We start from the raw sequence: 17,495 nt of genomic DNA, 5'->3' as shown, positions 1-17,495 counted from the left end.
CTCGCCTGGCCCCCGTCACGTACTCCGCCGAGAGTACTACGGATGGAGTGGACCTCGGGTTTTGCCGAACCCGGTCGCCGCACCCGGTCGGCCCCGACCGGAACCGGCCGCCCCCGAAGCGGGAGCGGCCGGGCGTGCACACACGGTCCTGCGTGGAACGGCGGATCGGCCCGGGGGAGGGGCAGGCCCACACCGGCCCGTCCCGGACGTGCTCCTCACGGTGGAGTAGACCACTGTGGCCCGTCAAGGCGGCGTACGGCGCGTTGACGGAAAGGTCTGTACCAACTACCTTGCCGTTGGCTCCCGTTCGGCGGTCCCACAACCGCAGGGCCGGACCCGAGCCGCCCCCACACGGTCCCGCGACGCGCTCCCCGCACCCCTCACACGCGTCCCAGGGAGACCCCATGGACAGAAGAAGCCGGAGAAGACGCACCCGACGGCACCACCACCGCGGCAGAGGCCTCTTCGCCCTGCTCGCCGCCCTGCTCCTCCCGCTCGCCGCACTCACGGCCCTCACCGGCCCCGCCGCCGCGCCCGCGCACGCCGCCGGCGCCGTCACCGCGACCTTCACCGCCGAGAACAACGGCAGCTGGTGGCGCGGCATCTACGTGATCCGCAACGGCACCACCGCCGCGCTCAGCGGCTGGACCCTGGAGTTCGACCTGCCCGCCGGGGTGACGATCTCCTCGCACTACAACGGCGAGGCCACCGTCACCGGCAGCCATGTCACCGTCCGCAACGCCCACTACAACGGCACCGTGGCCGCCGGCGGCTCCACCGAGCCGTACAGCTACTGGTTCGTCGCGAGCGGACCGATCACCCCGCCCACCCGCTGCACCGTCGACGGCGGCAAGTGCGACGGCAGCCCGGACGTGCCGCCGGGAGCCCCCGGCACCCCGCACGCCACGGCCGTCACCACCCGCACCGTCACCCTCGACTGGACGCCCGCGACCGCCGGCGACCACCCCGTGACCGGCTACGACGTCCTGTCGAACGGCGCCGTCGTCGCCACCGCCACCTCCACCTCGGCCACCGTCACCGGACTCGCCCCGGCCACCGCGTACAGCCTCACCGTCCGCGCCAAGGACGCCCGCGGCAACCTCGGCCCCGAGAGCCCGCCGCTCGCCGTCACCACCGTCGACCCGGCGAGCGACCCCGAACCGCCCACCGCGCCCGGCGGACTGCGCTCCACCGGCGTCACCTCCTCCAGCGTGGCCCTCGCCTGGAACCCGGCCGGCGACAACAAGGGCGTCGTCGCCTACGACGTCTACACGGACGGCGCGCTCGCCCGGACCGTGCCCGGCACCGCGACGAGCGTCACCGTCAGCGGACTCGGCCCCGCCAACCCGTACACCTTCACCGTCCGCGCCCGCGACGCCGCCGACAACGCCTCGCCGCCCTCGAACGCGCTGACCGTCACCACCGCCGACCTGGCCGCCGGGCGGCACCTCAAGGTCGGCTACTTCGCCCAGTGGGGCATCTACGGACGCCAGTACTTCGTCAAGAACCTCGACACCTCCGGCGCCGCCGCCTCCCTCGACGTCGTCAACTACGCCTTCGAGAACATCGACCCCGTCAACCTCACCTGCCTCGCCGGCGTCACCAAGGGCGTCAGCACCGACCCGCAGGACCCCGACCAGGGCACCGGAGCGGGCGACGCCGACGCCGACTACGCCCGGCCCTTCAGCGCCGCCCAGTCCGTCGACGGCGTCGCCGACGACGGCTGGGGCAAGCTCCGCGGCAACCTCAACCAGCTGAAGAAGCTCAAGGCCAAGCACCCGAACCTCAAGGTCGTGGTCTCGCTCGGCGGCTGGACCTACTCCAAGTACTTCTCCGACGTCGCCGCCACCGGGGCCTCCCGGCAGAAGTTCGTCCGCTCCTGCATCGACGTGTGGATCAAGGGCAATCTGCCCGTCTACAACGGCGCGGGCGGCGAGGGCGTGGCCGCCGGCATCTTCGACGGCATCGACCTCGACTGGGAGTGGGCCGGCTCGCCCGACGGGCACCCCGGCAACCACTACAGCACCCAGGACAAGGCCAACAACGCCGCTCTCGTCGCCGAGTTCCGCAAGCAGCTCGACGAACTCGGCGGCGAGCACCGGCTCCTGACCGCCTTCACCCCCGCCGACCCCGTCAAGATCGGCCAGGGCTGGGACCTCACGAAGACCGGGCGCGCGCTCGACTACTTCATGGTCCAGGGCTACGACTTCCACGGCGCCGGCAGCGACAACTCCTGGGAGCCGAACCGGGCCGGCCACCAGGCCAACCTCTACACCGACGCCCAGGACCCGTACGGCTTCCACTTCAGCGTGGACGAGTCCGTCAAGCCCTATCTCGCGGTCGGCATCGATCCGCGCAAGATCACCATCGGCATCCCGTTCTACGGCCGCGGCTGGCAGGGCGTCGCCGACGGCGGCGCGGCCGGCGAATGGCAGTCCGCGACCGGCGCGGCCCCCGGCCAGTTCGCCGAGGAGGCCGGCGTACGGGGCTACTCCAACCTGCTCGCCATGGTGCCCGGGATGACCGTGCACCACGACGAACAGTCCGGCGCCACCTACGGCTACACCGGGCCGGGCGGCCAGTGGTGGAGCTTCGACGACCCCTGGTCCATCGCCCGCAAGACCGACTACCTGAAGTCCAAGGGTCTGCTGGGCGTCTTCATCTGGGAGATGTCCGGCGACACCACGAACGGCACCCTGATGAACGCCCTGCGCACCGGCCTCGGCTGACCGCACGGAACAGCGCTGTTCCCCGGCCCGCGCACCCGCGGCGGCCGGGGAACAGCCGCGGCCAGACCCGGGCCGACGGCACTCGGCGCCCTCACCAGGCCAGGTCCTCCAGGGCGTCCAGATCCGGCACCGGCCCCGCGCCGTCGCCGTCCGGCTCGTCCGGGGAGACCGGCAGTTCCGCCCAGATCGTCTTGCCGCGCCGGGCGTAGCGGGTGCCCCAGCGCTGCGCGAACTGCGCCACCAGGAACAGGCCACGGCCGCCCTCGTCGGTGTCCGCCGCGTGCCGCAGATGCGGCGAGGTGCTGCTGCCGTCGGAGACCTCGCAGATCAGCACCCGGTCGAACACGAGCCGCACCCGCACCGGCGGACGCCCGTACCGGATCGCGTTGGTGATCAGCTCGCTGAGCACCAGCTCCGCCGTGAACCCGATGTCCTCCAGGCCCCACTCGGCGATCCTGGCCGCCGCCGCCGTGCGCACCGGCGCCACCGCCGACGGATCCGTCGGCACCTCCCACTCGGCGATCCGGTCCGCCGGGATCCGGTCGGCGCGCGCCACGAGCAGCGCGATGTCGTCGCCCGGCACCGGGAACAGCAGCGTCGCCAGCACGTCCGCGCAGGTCTGCTCGGGCGTCCGGTCCGGCCGCGCCAGCGACTCCCGCAGCAGCTTGAGCCCGGAGTCGTAGTCCCGCTGCCGGCCCTCCAGGAGCCCGTCCGTGAACAGCACCAGCTTGCTGCCCGGCTCCAGCTTGAGCCGGGCGGAGGCGAACGGCCGGTCGCCGAGGCCCAGGCCGAGCGGCAGCCCGGCCGGCACCGAGGGGAACTCCACGCTGCCGTCCGGCCGCACCAGGGCCGGGCCCGGGTGCCCGGCGCTGGCCATCGTGCAGGCCCCGGAGGTCGGGTCGTAGATCGCGTAGAGGCAGGTCGCGCCCGCCGTGCCCTCGCCGGGGCCCCCGTCGGCGCCGGCCTCGGCCCCGATCCCGGGCCCGAGCTCGCCCCGCGGCCCCGGCTCGGTCTCCTCGCCGAGCCGGTCGATCAGCTCGTCCAGATGGCTGAGCAGCTCGTCCGGCGTCAGATCGAGGGTGGAGAAGTTCGCGACCGCCGTGCGCAGCCGGCCCATCGTCGCCGCCGCGTGCAGCCCGTGCCCGACCACGTCGCCCACCACCAGCGCGACCCGCGCCCCCGGCAGCGGGATCACGTCGAACCAGTCGCCGCCCACGCCCGCCGTCGCCGGCAGATAGCGGAAGGCGACCTGCATCGCGTTCTGCTCGGGCAGCACCCGCGGCAGCAGGCTGCGCTGCAGCGCCACCGCCATCGAGTGCTCGCGGGTGAACCGGCGCGCGTTGTCGATCGCCAGGGCCGCGCGGGCCGCCAGCTCCTCCGCGAACGACAGGTCCTCCTCGCCGAACGGCTCCGGCGTTTCCGCGCCGCGCCAGAAGTTCGCCATCCCGAGCACCACCCCCCGGGCGAGCAGCGGCACCGTGAGCAGCGAGTGCAGTCCGTACGCCAGCGCCCGCGCCGCGCCCTCCGGGTCCTGCGCCCGCCAGCCCTGCGCGGCGGCCAGATCGGCCTGGATGACCGCCCGGCCCTCGGTCAGGGCCGAGGCCATCGGCGTGGTCGGCACCACGAAGCGGATCAGATCGCCCACCGGCTGCAGTGGGGTGTCCGCACGCACCCCGCTCAGCGCCGTCCGCCGCATCTCCGTGAACGCCCCCGAGGGCTCCTCGCCGCGCACCACCGGGTCGAGCAGCTCCACCGTCACGAAGTCGGCGAACCGCGGCACCGCCACCTCCGACAGCTCCTCCGCCGTCCGTACGACGTCCAGCGTCGTCCCGATCCGGGTGCCCGCCTCGTACAGCAGCCGCAGCCGCCCCCGGGCCACCTCGGCCCGGCCGGTGAGCGCGGTGAGCTCCGTGGTGTCGCGCATCGTCATCACACAGCCGCCCTCGGCCGCGCCGTCCCGCGTCGGCCGCACGTTCACCGCGAGCAGCCGGTCCCCGGCCAGGTGCACCTCGTCGGTGGCGGCCCGCCCGGACAGCAGCAGCGCGGCGGTACGGGGTTCCAGGCCGAGCTCGCGGACATGGCGCCGCTCCGCGTCCTCCGGCAGCTTCAGGAGCCGGCGCGCCTCGTCGTTCGCGAGCAGCAGCCGCCCGTCGCCGGCGACGATGACCACGCCCTCCTTCACCGAGTGCAGGACCGCCTCGTGGTGCTCCTTCAGCCGGGTCATCTCCGCCGGGCCCAGGCCGTGGGTCTGCCGCCGCAGCCGGGCGCTCACCAGGCCCGCGCCGCCCACCGCGAGCGCGAGACCGCCCGCCGCCGCGCCGAGCAGCACCGGCAGCCGGCCCTCCACGGCCTGCCCGACGGTCTCCACCTCGATGCCGCTGCTCACCATGCCGACGACGGCCCCCCGGTCGTCCCGGACCGGCACCACCGCGCGCACCGCGTCGTTCGGCGCGCCGTGGAAGATCTCCGTGAACGACTCGCCCCCCGCCGCCCGCGCCACGTCCCCGCTGGCCTTCTGGCCGATCAGCTCGGGTTCCGTGTCCGTGTACCGCGTGCCGTCCACCGCCAGGACCGCGACGAAGTCGACGCCGGAGGCCTTGCGGGCGGCCTCGGCGCGCGGCTGGAGCACCGCCGTCGGATCGGGCGAGGTCAGCGCGACCGCCGTGCCGGGCGCGTGCGCGAAGGCCTCGGCGACGGCCAGCGAGCGGTTGCGGGCGTCGCGCTCGCTGTCGTACCGCCCCTGCAGCACCAGCGCGACCGCCGCGGCGGCCACGATCAGCAGGGCGATGACCGCCTGCAGGGCGAAGACCTGGCCCGCTACGCTCCGCAGCCCGGTCCGTCCCGCGCGCACGCCACCCGCGGACCGGTCCGCCCGTCCCGTCACGGTGCGCTCCTTCCCGCCCTGCTCGCCGGGGCCTCCTTCCATGCTGCCCCCGGCCCCGCCTACAGGGGAAACGGAGACCGCCGGGGAGCGCCCGCACGAGCCGCCCGGATCCCATGGCGGTCACGGAGCGCGGTCGGGGGAGGCGCCACGGAGAGCGACCGGCGGACCGGGCGGGCAGGGTCAGCCGGCGGTGTCCGCGGTGGGCGCGGTGGCCGTCCGCGCGAGCCGTTCGAGCGTGGTGCGCATCCCGTGCCGGTTCACCGCGATCCGGCGCTCCGTGTTCGTGCCCGCGAAGACCGTGCCGAGCAGCGTCGCGAGCCCCCCGCCGCGGCCGGTGCGCAGGTCCTCCCAGGTCTCGGTGACCAGGGTGCCGCCGGGGTTCTCCCCGTCGTCCTCGAAGCGGTAGCCCCAGCGGGCGATCGGCAGCCCGAACACCCCCACCTCGAAGGCGAAGGCCTCGCCCGGGCGGGCCGTGGTGACCCGGCCGGTGGTGAACCAGAGGAAGGGGCCGCGCCGGTTGAAGCCGACGAACCGGGTGCCCGGCCGCACCGGCGGCCGCCGCACCCACACCCCGCGGCACTCCGGGCTCCACCGCCCCATGTTCCGCAGGTCCGACACCAGGCCGTACAGGGTCGCGCGGTCCGCGTCCACCCGCAGCGACTCCGCCAGATTCCACCGCCGTGCCGCGTGCGTCATCGGTCCGCTCCCCTCCGCCGTTGTGTTACCCGCGGGTACGGTAGCGGACGGAGGGGCCTGTGCGGACCGGTCCTGGACCGTTACGGTGGACGGAAGATCGTTTCGGCAGCCGGAAGGACACAACATGTCGGTCACCGCCGACCTCCCCGAGCCCGAGGTCCTCGTCCACACCGAGGGCCGGGCCGGCTTCCTCACCCTCAACCGGCCGCGCGCCATCAACGCCCTCACCCACGGCATGGTGCGCCGGATCGACGAGGCGCTCACCGCCTGGGCCGACGACCCCGCCGTCACCACCGTCGTGCTGCGCGGCGCCGGCGAGCGCGGACTGTGCGCCGGCGGCGACATCCGGGCCATCCACGCCGACGCCGTCGCCGGCGGCAGCGCCTCCGTCGCCTTCTGGCGCGACGAGTACCGGCTCAACGCGCGCATCGCCCGCTACCCCAAGCCGTACGTCGCCCTCATGGACGGCATCGTCATGGGCGGCGGCGTCGGGATCTCCGGCCACGCCTCCGTCCGCGTCGTCACCGAACGCTCCCGGGTCGCCATGCCCGAGACCGGCATCGGCTTCGTCCCCGACGTCGGCGGCACCTGGCTGCTCGGCCGCGCCCCCGGCGAACTCGGCACCCACCTCGCCCTGACCGGCACCCCCGTCGGCGCCGCCGACGCGATCCTGGCCGGCCTCGCCGACCACCACGTCCCCGCCGCCGAGCTGCCCGCGCTCACCGCCGCCCTCACCCACGAGGACGCCGCCACGGCCGTCGCCCGCTTCGCCCGCCCCGCCCCGGCCGGCGAGCTCGCCGGCCGCCGCGCCTGGATCGACGCCTGCTACGCCGCCGACACCGTCGAGGAGATCGTCCAGCGGCTCACCGACTCCGGCATCCCGGAGGCCAAGGAGACCGCCACCCTCCTCCTCACCCGCTCGCCCACCGCCCTCAAGGCCACCCTCACCGCCGTCCGCCGCGCCCGCACCCTCGACTCCCTCGAAGCGGCCCTCACCACCGAATTCCGCCTCTCCTGCGCCGCCCTCCGCTCCCCGGACCTGGCCGAGGGCATCCGCGCCCAGGTCGTCGACAAGGACCGCAACCCCCACTGGACCCCACCGACCCTCGCCGAGGTGCCGGACTCGGCCACGGAACGGTGGTTCGCGCCGGGGCCGGAGGGCGAACTGGACCTGGAGGCGCCGACGGCGCACTGAGCGGCGAAGGCTCAGTCCTCCAGCCACTCGTCCAGCGTGAAAAGGCCGCCCTGCGGGTCGCGGACCGTCGTGCGGCGGCCCTCCGGGGCGGGCCAGCCGTGGTCGGCCTCCGGGACCAGGTGGCCGCCGAGGTCCAGGACGGCCGTCTTCGCGCGTTCCAGGTCGGGGACCCGGAAGTGGACGAGCCAGCGGGGGCGGAGCTGGGGTTGCGGGGAGGCGGCCTCGGCCGGGCCGCTGTTGAGGCGGGCGACCGGGGTGCCCTGGCGGCGGAGGACGACCTGCTCGTCCTCGTAGGACACCTCGAAGCGCTGCGGGGCGCCCTCCGTGCCGTTCACCCAGTTCAGGACGCCGCCGTAGAAGAGGGCCGCGTCGAAGGCGTTGCGGGTGTGGAGTTCCAGCCAGGCCGGTGCCTGGTGCTCGCCGATCCGCCAGCGTGAGGACACCCGGCCCTCCCAGACGCCGAAGGCCGCGCCTTCCACGTCCGTCGCGAGCGCCGCGCGCCCGCGCGGCGGGTAGGCCACCGGGCCGACCCCGACCGTGCCGCCGCGCTCCCGGATCCGGGCCACCGCCGCGTCCGCGTCGGCCACCGCGAAGTACACCGTCCACGCCACCGGCACCGACATCCGGTCCGCCACCTCGCCGATCCCGGCCACCGGCACACCGTCCCGCTCGCCCACCGAGAAGCCGTGGCCCAGCGGCCCGTGCCGGAAGGTCCAGCCGAGCACCGCCCCGTAGAACTCCTCCGCCGCGCCGAGATCGCGCACCGCCAGGCTCAGCCAGCAGGGCGCGCCCGGCTCGTCCGCCGTCAGCGGCACCCGGCTCACCTCCGTCCCAGTCAGCCCCCTGGCCACCCTCACCCGGCCACCGCGGCTGCGCCACTCAACGGATGGTCGACGCCGCTACTCGACCGTCACCGTACCGACGAGTATCCGGTGGTCGGAGCAGGCCGCGACGCCCGTGCACGCGGTCGAGATCGCGAGCGAGTCCGCGCTGTACGGCCCCGCCAGCGCGCTCTCCCGTACGAAGATGTGGTCGATCTTCGCGTACCCGCCGCACGGCGGCGTCGCCCCGGGCGTCCCGTCCGCCGTCCACTCCCCGTAGCCAAGGCAGTGGTCGGCGTCGTTGTCGTCGAGCTCCCGGTACCGGCCCGTGTTGTTCGAGTTGTTGGGCGTGTCCAGGCTGGGCGCGTAGTACGAGTTCAGCCGGCCGTAGTGCGGCTGGGCGTTGAAGTCGCCCGCGATCAGCGCCGTCTCACCGGCCCCCGCGTACTCCTCCAGCTTCTGCCGCACGAACTCCAGCTGCGCCACGTTGAAGTCCTGGCTCGTCGTGATGTGCGTCGTGCAGAACCGGGTCGCCGTGCCGTCGGTCAGCGGCGCGCACAGCAGATTGCGCTTCTCCGCCGTCCCGTCGTCCGGCAGCGCGAAGCGCGCGGCGGCACCGAGCGGCCGCTTGCTGAACAGCGCGTTCCCGAACGCCTCGCCGCCGCACACCGCCGCGTTGCCCGCCGCGCGGCTCGGCTCGAAGCGGGCGAAGTTCTGCGCGTCCTGCGGCCAGCCCTTGGCCCGCAGCTCGTCGACCAGCGCGCTGTACTGTCCCTGGCACAGCTCGTTGAAGGCCGCGAAGTCGGCCGAGCGGTTGACGACGGAGGCGGCCGCCTGCGTGACGAGGCCGTCGGTGGTCGAGCCGTGGTGGATCGTGTTCCCCGCCACGTTCCACTGCCAGACCGTGTACGTGCGCGGGCTCGGCGTCTCCGCCTCGGCCGTGGCCGTCGTCGCGGGCAGCAGCACCGCGGCCACCACTCCCGCGAGAGCCGGCCGAAGGCCCCGCCGAGCCGGTCGGACCTGTCGTCGTCGCATGAAACATCCCCTCCCCATGACCGACCGCACCGCGGCCGGGTGCCCGCCCCTGCGACACACGACAAGATCATAGGAGGGGGCACTGACAGCGGCCCGGGACCGCACAGCGCATGATGTGATCATGCTGTTGACGTTCGAACCCGTCCTCGACCGGATCGCCGAGGAGATCGCCGCCCTCACGGAACGCGGGCGCCCCGCCGACTACATCCCCGCACTCGCCTCCGGCGACCCCGGCAGCTTCGGCATGGCGGTCGCCGAACTCGACGGCACGGTGTACGGCGTCGGGGACTGGCAGCGGCCCTTCTCCACCCAGTCCGTGACCAAGGTCTTCACCCTCGCGCTCGCCCTCGCCCGCAAGGGCGAGGCGCTCTGGGACCACGTCGGCCGCGAACCCTCCGGCAACCCGTTCAACTCGCTGGTCCAGCTGGAGTACGAGAACGGCATCCCGCGCAACCCGTTCATCAACGCCGGCGCCCTCGTCGTCACCGACCAGCTGCACCGCATCACCGGCGACGCCTCCGGAGTCCTGCTCGACTTCCTGCGCGCCGAGAGCGGCAACCAGGACCTCGACTTCGACCGCGACGTCGCCGCCTCCGAGACCGCGCACGGCGACCGCAACGCCGCCCTCGCGCACTTCATGGCCTCGTACGACAACATCGCCAACCCGGTGCCCACCCTGCTGCGCGAGTACTTCCGCCAGTGCTCCGTCGAGGCCTCCTGCGCGGACCTCGCCCTCGCCACCGGCTTCCTCGCCCGGCACGGCATCCGCGCCGACGGCTCCCGGCTGCTCACCCGCAGCCAGGCCAAGCAGGTCAACTCGGTGATGCTGACCTGCGGGACGTACGACGCCGCCGGCGACTTCGCCTACCGGGTCGGGCTGCCCGGCAAGAGCGGCGTCGGCGGCGGCATCATCGCCGTCGTGCCCGGGCGCTGCACGCTGTGCGTGTGGAGCCCCGGCCTGGACGAGCGGGGGAACTCGGTCGCGGGCGTCACCGCCCTCGACCGGTTCACCACCATCACCGGCCTGTCCGTCTTCTGAGGCGGCCCCTCAGGCCCTCAGGCCCTAGGCCCTCAGGCCCTCAGGAAGGGTCGAGCACCAGGACGTACGCCCCGCGGCGCGCCTCGCCGTCCGGCAGCGACCAGCCGGTGACCACATGGCCGCGCGGGCCGGCCGCCTTCTCGTCGAGCACCCGGGCCAGCCGCAGCGGCGGGGCGCCCGCCCCGAGCCGTACGTCCGTGCCGTACGCGCCCTCCTCGACGCCCGGCGCGGCCGTCGTGTCCCACGCGCCCGCCGGCCCGTGGAAGGAGGCCTCGACGGTCGGGTCCGTGGTGTCCGACACGCTCTGCGCCTGCGGGACCGCACGGCCCTCGAGCAGCGCGGTCAACTCGCCGAGCAGGACCGGGTCGTGGGCTCCGTCGTAGATCCAGCGGGTGCCGAGCACCCCGTGCTCCGTGGTGCCGATCAGCGCGTGCTCGGCGCCCGCGAGCGGCGCCGCGCGGTAGGTCATCGCCGCCAGATACGCGTGGACCTCGTCCCCGGCGGAGTCCGCGACCACCATGAACTCGATGCCCACCTCGCCCTCCGGGTCGTCGAGCCGGAAGCCGCCGGCCTTCGCGAGCTCGGGCACGGTGCCCTCGCCGCCCCGGTACCAGGGGCGGGTCGGCAGCCAGGCCGTGAGCAGCTCCAGCTTGGTCGGCGCCATGGTCGTCCTGTGGATCACAGACATACGCGTGCACTTCCTCCGTGACGGTACGGTTCCCGGTCGGCGGACCGCCCGGAAACCGTACCTCTTCACGATCTTCGCTCAAGCGTCCGCTCAGGCCTCCGCGCCCGGGGCGTGCAGCTCGCCCGACCGCGCCACCTCCGCGTACCAGCGGGCGCTCGACTTCGGCGTGCGCACCTGCGTCGCGTAGTCCACGTGCACCGCGCCGAACCGCTTCGCATACCCGTACGCCCACTCGAAGTTGTCGAGCAGCGACCACAGGAAGTAGCCGTGCACCGGCACGCCCGCCTCGACCGCCCGGTGCACCGCCTCCAGGTGCGCGTGCACATAGGCGGTCCGCTCCGGGTCGTGCACCGAACCGTCCGCGCCGACCACGTCCTCGTACGCCGCGCCGTTCTCGCTCACCACCAGCGGCAGGTCGGGATAGCGGGCCGCGACCCGGGTCAGCAGGTCCGTCAGACCCGACGGGTCCACCGGCCAGCCCATCGCCGTCCGCGGCCCGTCCGCCTGGTGGAAGGCCACGTCGTCCGCGCCCGGCCACGGCGAGAAGGCACTGGCGCCGTGCCCGTCGTCCTGCGGCTTCTCCTCGCCCTCGGCGACCTTCGAGACCACCGTCGGCGTGTAGTAGTTGATGCCCAGCCAGTCGAGCTGCTGCCCGGCCGTCGCCTCGTCCCCGGGCCGCACGAAGCTCCAGTCCGTCACGTGCGCGGTGTCCGCGAACAGCTCCTCGGGGTAGCGGCCCTCCAGCATCGGGCCCAGCCACACCCCGTTGCCGACGGTGTCGATCCGGCGGGCCGCCTCGCGGTCCGCGGCCGAGCCGGTCAGCGGACGCACCTCGTGCAGATTGAGCGAGACCGCCAGCTTCGCCCCCGCCGGCAGCGTCGAGCGCAGAGCCTGCACCGCGAGCCCGTGCCCCAGGTTGAGGTGGTGCGCGGCGCGCAGCGAGGCCACCTGGTCGGTGCGGCCCGGCGCGTGCACCCCGGAGCCGTACCCCAGGAAGGCGCTGCACCACGGCTCGTTCAGGGTGGTCCAGCGGGTCACCCGGTCGCCGAGCGCGTCGGCGACCAGCGTCGCGTACGCGGCGAAGCGCTCCGCCGTCGCCCGCTCCGGCCAGCCGCCCGCGTCCTCCAGCTCCTGCGGCAGGTCCCAGTGGTAGAGGGTGAGGGCCGGCTCGATGCCGGCGTCGAGCAGCTCGTCCACAAGGCGTCGGTAGAAGTCCAGACCCTTCTGCACCGCCGGGCCCCGCCCGGTCGGCTGCACCCGCGACCACGACACCGAGAAGCGGTACGCGTTCAGACCGAGCTCGGACATCAGCCGGACGTCGTCACGGAAACGGTGGTAGTGGTCCACGGCGACATCGCCCGTGTGGCCCTCGAAGACCTTCCCGGGGGTGTGCGAGAAGGTGTCCCAGATGGACGGCGTCCGGCCGTCCTCGGCCGCCGCCCCCTCGATCTGGTACGCGGCGGTGGCCGCGCCCCACAGGAAGTCGGACGGGAATCGGCGGACGGCGGTCAGCGGCCGGGTTTCGGACGCGGTCATATGAGAGCGCTCCCAACGGAAGACAGAAGGGGTGACAGAGGGACGTACCCGAGCCGTGCGGGGCATGCGGGGGTACGGAGCGGTACGGGAAGGGAATCGGCGCGCGGGCGTCAGCTCTTGACCGCGCCCGCGGTGATCCCGCCGACGATGTGCTTGCCGAGCACGGCGAACACCAGCAGCAGCGGCACCGTCGAGATCAGCGCGCCGGTCAGCACCACGGCCTGGTCGACCGTGTGGTTGCCCGCGCCCAGGCCGGCCAGGGCCACCTGGAGGGTCGGGTTGCCGTCCGGGGTGAGCGCGATGAACGGCCAGAAGAAGTCGTTCCACGCCTGCACGAAGACCAGCATGCCGAGGACGGCCATCGCCGGGCGCGCCACCGGGAACACCACGTGCCAGATGATCCGCAGCGAGTGCGCCCCGTCCATCCGGGCCGCCTCCACCAGCTCGACGGGCAGCGCCTCGACGAGGAACTGGCGCATGAAGAACACGCCGAAGGCGGCGACGAGCGAGGGCAGCACCACCGACTGCAGCTGGTCGATCCAGCCCAGGTCGGTGATGATCTGGTACAGCGGGATCACGCTCAGCTGCGGCGGCACGGTCATCGTCGCGACCACCAGGGCGAGCAGCACGTTGCGGCCCTTGAAGGGCAGCTTGGCGAAGGCGAAGCCGGCGAGCGTGGAGAACAGCACCGTGGACGCCGAGACCAGGCCGGCGACGATCGTCGTGTTGACCAGCGCCTCGCCCATGTCGACCTGGTTCCAGGCGAAGGACAGGTTGTCGAAGAGCCGCGGCCCGGGCAGCAGCGGCGCGGGCGGGCTGACCACCCGCTCGCCGGTGTGCGAGGCCGCCACCAGGTTCCAGTACAGCGGGAAGAGCGAGAGCAGCGCGGCGAGGCCGAGCAGGACATAGGTCAGCGGCCCGGCGTGATGCTGCCGGCCGGCCGTCTGACGGAAGGACGGGCGGAGGGACGGGCGGGTTCGGGTGCGCACGGGTTCAGCCCCCCAGCTTCTTGCGGTTCGCGCGGGCGACGAGCGACTGGACGCCGCCGATGAGGAGCAGGAGCAGCAGCATCACCCAGGCGATCGCCGAGGCCTGGCCCAGCGCGCCGGTGACCCAGCCCTTCTCGTACATCAGCAGGCTCAGCGTCTGGAACTGGTTGCCGCTGCCGCCGGAGATGCCGACGCTGCCGCCGTAGAGCATCGGCTCGCCGAACAGCTGGGTGGCGCCGATGGTCGAGACGATGATCGTGAACAGAATGGTCGGCCGGATCGAGGGAATGGTCACGCTGAGGAACTGGCGCCAGCGCGAGGCCCCGTCGAGGGCGGCCGCCTCGTACAGGTCCTGCGGCACGGCCTGCATCGCGGCCAGGTAGATCAGCGCGTTGTAGCCGGTCCACCGCCAGGTCACGATCACCGAGATGGCGATCTGCGCCGGCCACTTGGAGGACTCCCAGTCGACCGGGTCGAAACCGACCGCGCCGAGCGCCGAGTTGATGAGTCCGTAGTCCTTGTTGAAGAGCTGGGTGAAGACCAGCGTCGCCGCCGCGATCGAGGTCGCGTACGGGGCGAGCACCGCGACCCGGAAGAAACCCCGGCCGCGCAGCTTGTAGTTGAGCAGGTGCGCCAGGCCGAGCGCCATGAGCAGCTGCGGGACCGTCGAGATCACACCGATGGTGAAGGTGTTGACGAGCGCGTTCCAGAAGAACTCGCTGCCGGCCAGGTCGGTGTAGTTCTCCAGACCCTTCCACTGCGGATCGCCGCCCAGCTCGACCCGGTTGAGCGACAGCCAGCCGGTGTAGAGCAGCGGGAAAAGACCGAAGGCGGCGAAGGTGAGGAAGAAGGGGGCGACGAAGGCGTACGGGGTCGCCTTCAGGTCCCAGCGGTAGAGCCGGCGGCGCAGGGCGGACGGGCCGCCGCCGCCCGGGCGGTGGGCGCCGGGGCGCGAGGAGCGGGAGGGCGGTGCGTCGGGCGACGCGGAGCCGCCCTTCCTCGCCCGTACGGAGGTGGCCACGGGGGCGTCCTTCCAGTTCGGTGCGTACGGGTGGGGCGCTGCGGCGGGGACCCGGCGGCCGTGTCGACGGCCGGGCCCCCGCCGCCTCCCGCTACTGGTCGATCTTGTCGTCGACCAGCTTCTTGACGTTCTCCCAGGCCTTCGCCGGATCGGTGCCGCGCTGCTCGATGTCGAGGATGCCGTTGTCGGTGAGGAAGGTCTTCACCTGGCCGTCCCAGCGGCTGATCGGGGCGGGCTTGATGTGGGCGGCCGCGGCCGCGTAGATCTCACCGACCGGGGTGTCGCCGAAGTAGGGGAGCTTCGCGCCGACCACGGCGGCGGAGGACAGCGTGTCCTTGGTGGACGGGATGTTGCCGTTCACCGCGAACACCTTGGCGTGCTGGGCCGGGGCGGTCAGCCAGGCGGCCAGCTCGGCGGCCTCCTTGGCGTGCTTCCCGGACTTCGGCACGGCGAGGAAGGAGCCGCCCCAGTTGCCCGCCACCGGCGGCGCGGCGATGTCCCACTTGCCCTGGTTGCCCGGGCCGGCCTGGTCCTTGATGATGCCGGTCATCCAGCTCGGGCAGGCGACCGTGGCGAACTTCGAGTTCTTGAAGGCGGCGTTCCAGGTGCCCTTCTCGTCGAACTGGCGCAGCTTGGCGGTGATGCCGGCCTGCGCCGCCTTGACGGCGGTGTCCCAGGCCGTCTTCACGCCCGGGCTGGTCTCCCAGGCGAGCTCGCCCTTGCTGTTCGCGTACTGCTCGGGGTCGCTGTTGACGACCGCGTTGAACAGGCCGCTCGCCGAGTCGTGGAAGAAGGTCCCGGCCGGCGCGCTCTTCTGGTAGTTCTTGCCGGTCTCCAGGAACTTGCCCCAGTCGCCCGCCCACAGCCGGCCGACCTCGGTGCGGTCGGTGGGCAGCTTGGCCTTGGCGAAGAGCTCCTTGTTGTAGCAGATGGCCATCGGGCCGATGTCGGTGCCGAGACCGATCACCTTGCCGTCGGGGGTGGTCGCCTGCTTCACCTTCCAGTCGAGGAAGGCGCCCAGGTCCGCGCCGCCGGTCTTGGACATGTCCACCCACTTGTCCGCCATCGCAGGGCCGGTCGCCTCGGCGATGTAGCCCACCTCGACGGCCTGGATGTCCGCGAGACCGCTGTTGCGGGAGAGGCGCAGCTTGAGGGTGTCCCAGTACTTCTGTCCGTCGGCCACGTTCGACTCGACGATCTTGATGTTCGGGTGGCTCTTCTCGTACTCGGCGTACAGCTTGGCGCCGGTCTTGTTGTCGTAGCCGAAGGAACCGAAGGTCCCGACCCGCAGCGTGATCGTGCCGCCGTCGGCGGAGTCCCCGCCGTCACCGCCGTCCCCACAGCCGGTGAGCAGGGCCGTACCGGTGACCAGGGCCACCGTCGCCGCCAGCGCGGTACGGCGGGCGCGGCCGGGGGCCCGTCTGCTGCTGGATGTGCGCATTCCACTCTCCTCGTCCCAAAGGTGGTGCTCGTCGTGCGCCGAGTTCCGGTGTTCGGGGAGCGCGCGACTCCACCCGCCCGGTCGTCGATCGACCGGATGGGAGCGCTCCCACGTCGTCGTTGCCGGAAGGTTCCTGCCTCTCGGGCGGCAGTGTCAAGACATGAACGCGGATTCGTTACGCGAGCCCGCCGACGGTGCGCCCTGTCCTGGTTCGGGTAATGTGGGAGCGCTCCCATCGCGCGGGGCCGCCTTCGCTTGTCGAACGGTGCCGGGTGCGACGGGGACCGGGATCGTGGCCTATCTTGACCTGATCGCCGCAAGGGACGGGGCGAGGCCGCACGAGGGGAGTACGACAGTCGTGAGCGGACGGCACAGTGGCAGGCCCACGCTGGAACAGGTCGCGGTACGGGCCGGGGTCGGCCGGGGCACCGTGTCCCGGGTCATCAACGGCTCGCCCAGGGTCAGCGACCAGGCCCGCGAGGCCGTCCACCGGGCCATCGAGGAACTGGGCTACGTGCCCAACCAGGCCGCCCGCACCCTCGCCGGCAGCCGCACCGACGCCATCGCGCTGGTCATCCCGGAGACCGAGGCACGGCTCTTCGCCGAGCCCTACTTCCTCGACATCATCCGCGGCATCAGCGCCGAACTCGGCGCGGCCGACCAGCAGCTGCTGCTCACCCTGGTGCGCACCGAGCGGGAGCGGCAGCGCTTCGAGCAGTATCTGGCCGCCCGGCGCGTGGACGGCGTCCTGCTCGCCTCCGTGCACGCCGACGACCCGCTGCCCGACCGCGTCCGCGAACTCGGCCTGCCCGTCGTCCTCAACGGCCGGCGCACCGCCGACGAGGCCGCCGCCTACGTCGACTCCGACAACACCGGAGCCGGCCGCGCCGCCGTCGCCCACCTCGCCGCCCGCGGCCGCCGCCGGATCGCCACCATCACGGGCCCGCTCGACATGTACGTGGCCCGGGCCCGCCTCGACGGCTACCGCGAGGGCATCGCGGCGGCCGGCCTCGCCCCCGACGATCTCCTCGTCGCCACCGGCGACTTCACCGAGGAGGGCGGCCGTCGCGCCATGCGCGCCCTGATCGACCGCGCGCCCGACCTGGACGCCGTCTTCGCCGCCTCCGACGTCATGGCGGCCGGCGCCCGCGGCGTGCTGCGCGAGGCCGGCCGCCGGGTCCCCGAGGACGTCGCCCTCGTCGGCGTCGACGACTCCGCCGTCGCCCGCCTGATGGACCCGCCCCTCACCAGCGTGCGCCAGCCCATCGAGGAGATGGGCCGCACGATGGCGCGGATGCTGCTGCGGGAGCTGTCCGGCGAGGGCGAGGGCGATCGCGGACCCGAGGGGGAGCCGGCGGCCGGCCAGGGCGCCCGTCAGGTGCTGCCGACGGAGCTGGTGGTGCGGGCGTCCTCGTGAGCCG

Annotated in this window: 13 protein-coding genes; 4 read left to right on the top strand and 9 right to left on the bottom strand. The window is 73.3% G+C overall.

The window, feature by feature from the left end:
• The first annotated feature begins 404 nt into the window (after positions 1–404).
• Positions 405–2,729 (top strand): glycosyl hydrolase family 18 protein, encoded by a 2,325-nt coding sequence (locus KV205_RS20450; protein ID WP_265865898.1) that lies wholly within the window; start codon positions 405–407, stop codon positions 2,727–2,729.
• Between the two features lie 91 nt (positions 2,730–2,820).
• Here KV205_RS20450 and KV205_RS20445 read toward each other — a convergent pair whose 3' ends face one another.
• A complete protein-coding gene (locus KV205_RS20445) occupies positions 2,821–5,655 on the bottom strand; it encodes a SpoIIE family protein phosphatase (RefSeq protein ID WP_265865897.1) in 2,835 nt (944 codons plus the stop codon).
• A gap of 138 nt (positions 5,656–5,793) precedes the next feature.
• Positions 5,794–6,309: an SRPBCC family protein gene (locus KV205_RS20440; RefSeq protein ID WP_265865896.1), complete on the bottom strand. Its 516-nt coding sequence runs from the start codon at positions 6,307–6,309 to the stop codon at positions 5,794–5,796.
• Positions 6,310–6,433: 124 nt separating this feature from the next.
• Here KV205_RS20440 and KV205_RS20435 point away from each other — a divergent pair, with 124 nt between their 5' ends.
• On the top strand, positions 6,434–7,504 hold the full coding sequence (locus KV205_RS20435) for an enoyl-CoA hydratase/isomerase family protein (RefSeq protein ID WP_265865895.1): 1,071 nt from the start codon (positions 6,434–6,436) through the stop codon (positions 7,502–7,504).
• Positions 7,505–7,515: 11 nt separating this feature from the next.
• Here KV205_RS20435 and KV205_RS20430 read toward each other — a convergent pair whose 3' ends face one another.
• Together KV205_RS20430 and KV205_RS20425 are read right to left on the bottom strand one after the other, a co-directional pair.
• Positions 7,516–8,319 carry a VOC family protein gene (locus tag KV205_RS20430; RefSeq protein ID WP_265865894.1) on the bottom strand — a complete coding sequence of 268 codons (804 nt, stop codon included), beginning with the start codon at positions 8,317–8,319 and terminating at the stop codon, positions 7,516–7,518.
• A gap of 84 nt (positions 8,320–8,403) precedes the next feature.
• Complete coding sequence (locus KV205_RS20425; RefSeq protein ID WP_265865893.1) at positions 8,404–9,300, bottom strand: endonuclease/exonuclease/phosphatase family protein; 897 nt, start codon at positions 9,298–9,300, stop codon at positions 8,404–8,406.
• Between the two features lie 181 nt (positions 9,301–9,481).
• On the opposite strand from KV205_RS20425, the gene KV205_RS20420 reads away from it, so the two are divergent.
• Positions 9,482–10,399, top strand: a complete 918-nt coding sequence (locus KV205_RS20420; RefSeq protein WP_265865892.1) for a glutaminase — start codon at positions 9,482–9,484, stop codon at positions 10,397–10,399.
• Positions 10,400–10,439: 40 nt separating this feature from the next.
• On the opposite strand, the gene KV205_RS20415 is transcribed toward KV205_RS20420, so the two are convergent.
• The 5 genes from KV205_RS20415 to KV205_RS20395 all read right to left on the bottom strand — a co-directional run bounded on the left by KV205_RS20415 (position 10,440) and on the right by KV205_RS20395 (position 16,074).
• Complete coding sequence (locus tag KV205_RS20415) at positions 10,440–11,087, bottom strand: 1,4-alpha-glucan branching protein (RefSeq protein WP_265865891.1); 648 nt, start codon at positions 11,085–11,087, stop codon at positions 10,440–10,442.
• Positions 11,088–11,177: 90 nt separating this feature from the next.
• The gene (locus KV205_RS20410; protein WP_265865890.1) at positions 11,178–12,623 is read right to left on the bottom strand and encodes a GH1 family beta-glucosidase; all 1,446 of its coding nucleotides are present in this window, start codon (positions 12,621–12,623) and stop codon (positions 11,178–11,180) included.
• Positions 12,624–12,733: 110 nt separating this feature from the next.
• Positions 12,734–13,612 (bottom strand): carbohydrate ABC transporter permease, encoded by an 879-nt coding sequence (locus KV205_RS20405; protein WP_265865889.1) that lies wholly within the window; start codon positions 13,610–13,612, stop codon positions 12,734–12,736.
• 4 nt (positions 13,613–13,616) lie between these two features.
• Complete coding sequence (locus KV205_RS20400; protein ID WP_265865888.1) at positions 13,617–14,633, bottom strand: carbohydrate ABC transporter permease; 1,017 nt, start codon at positions 14,631–14,633, stop codon at positions 13,617–13,619.
• A gap of 91 nt (positions 14,634–14,724) precedes the next feature.
• Positions 14,725–16,074, bottom strand: a complete 1,350-nt coding sequence (locus tag KV205_RS20395; RefSeq protein WP_265865887.1) for an ABC transporter substrate-binding protein — start codon at positions 16,072–16,074, stop codon at positions 14,725–14,727.
• 358 nt (positions 16,075–16,432) lie between these two features.
• On the opposite strand from KV205_RS20395, the gene KV205_RS20390 reads away from it, so the two are divergent.
• The gene (locus tag KV205_RS20390) at positions 16,433–17,491 is read left to right on the top strand and encodes a LacI family DNA-binding transcriptional regulator (protein ID WP_265865886.1); all 1,059 of its coding nucleotides are present in this window, start codon (positions 16,433–16,435) and stop codon (positions 17,489–17,491) included.
• The last annotated feature ends 4 nt before the right edge of the window (positions 17,492–17,495 follow it).

The organism is Streptomyces sp. SKN60 (assembly GCF_026236535.1).
Taxonomy (GTDB): Bacteria; Actinomycetota; Actinomycetes; order Streptomycetales; family Streptomycetaceae; genus Streptomyces.
Note: the sequence above shows the minus strand (reverse complement) of the source record. Positions and strands in the feature narration are given on the sequence as shown.

Excerpts from the sequence above, each read along its gene's own strand:
- KV205_RS20450 (WP_265865898.1), top strand. The coding sequence starts at position 405 with ATGGACAGAAGAAGCCGGAGAAGACGCACCCGACGGCACCACCACCGC.
- KV205_RS20445 (WP_265865897.1), bottom strand. The coding sequence starts at position 5,655 with ATGGAAGGAGGCCCCGGCGAGCAGGGCGGGAAGGAGCGCACCGTGACG.
- KV205_RS20440 (WP_265865896.1), bottom strand. The coding sequence starts at position 6,309 with ATGACGCACGCGGCACGGCGGTGGAATCTGGCGGAGTCGCTGCGGGTG.
- KV205_RS20435 (WP_265865895.1), top strand. The coding sequence starts at position 6,434 with ATGTCGGTCACCGCCGACCTCCCCGAGCCCGAGGTCCTCGTCCACACC.
- KV205_RS20420 (WP_265865892.1), top strand. The coding sequence starts at position 9,482 with ATGCTGTTGACGTTCGAACCCGTCCTCGACCGGATCGCCGAGGAGATC.
- KV205_RS20415 (WP_265865891.1), bottom strand. The coding sequence starts at position 11,087 with ATGTCTGTGATCCACAGGACGACCATGGCGCCGACCAAGCTGGAGCTG.
- KV205_RS20410 (WP_265865890.1), bottom strand. The coding sequence starts at position 12,623 with ATGACCGCGTCCGAAACCCGGCCGCTGACCGCCGTCCGCCGATTCCCG.
- KV205_RS20395 (WP_265865887.1), bottom strand. The coding sequence starts at position 16,074 with ATGCGCACATCCAGCAGCAGACGGGCCCCCGGCCGCGCCCGCCGTACC.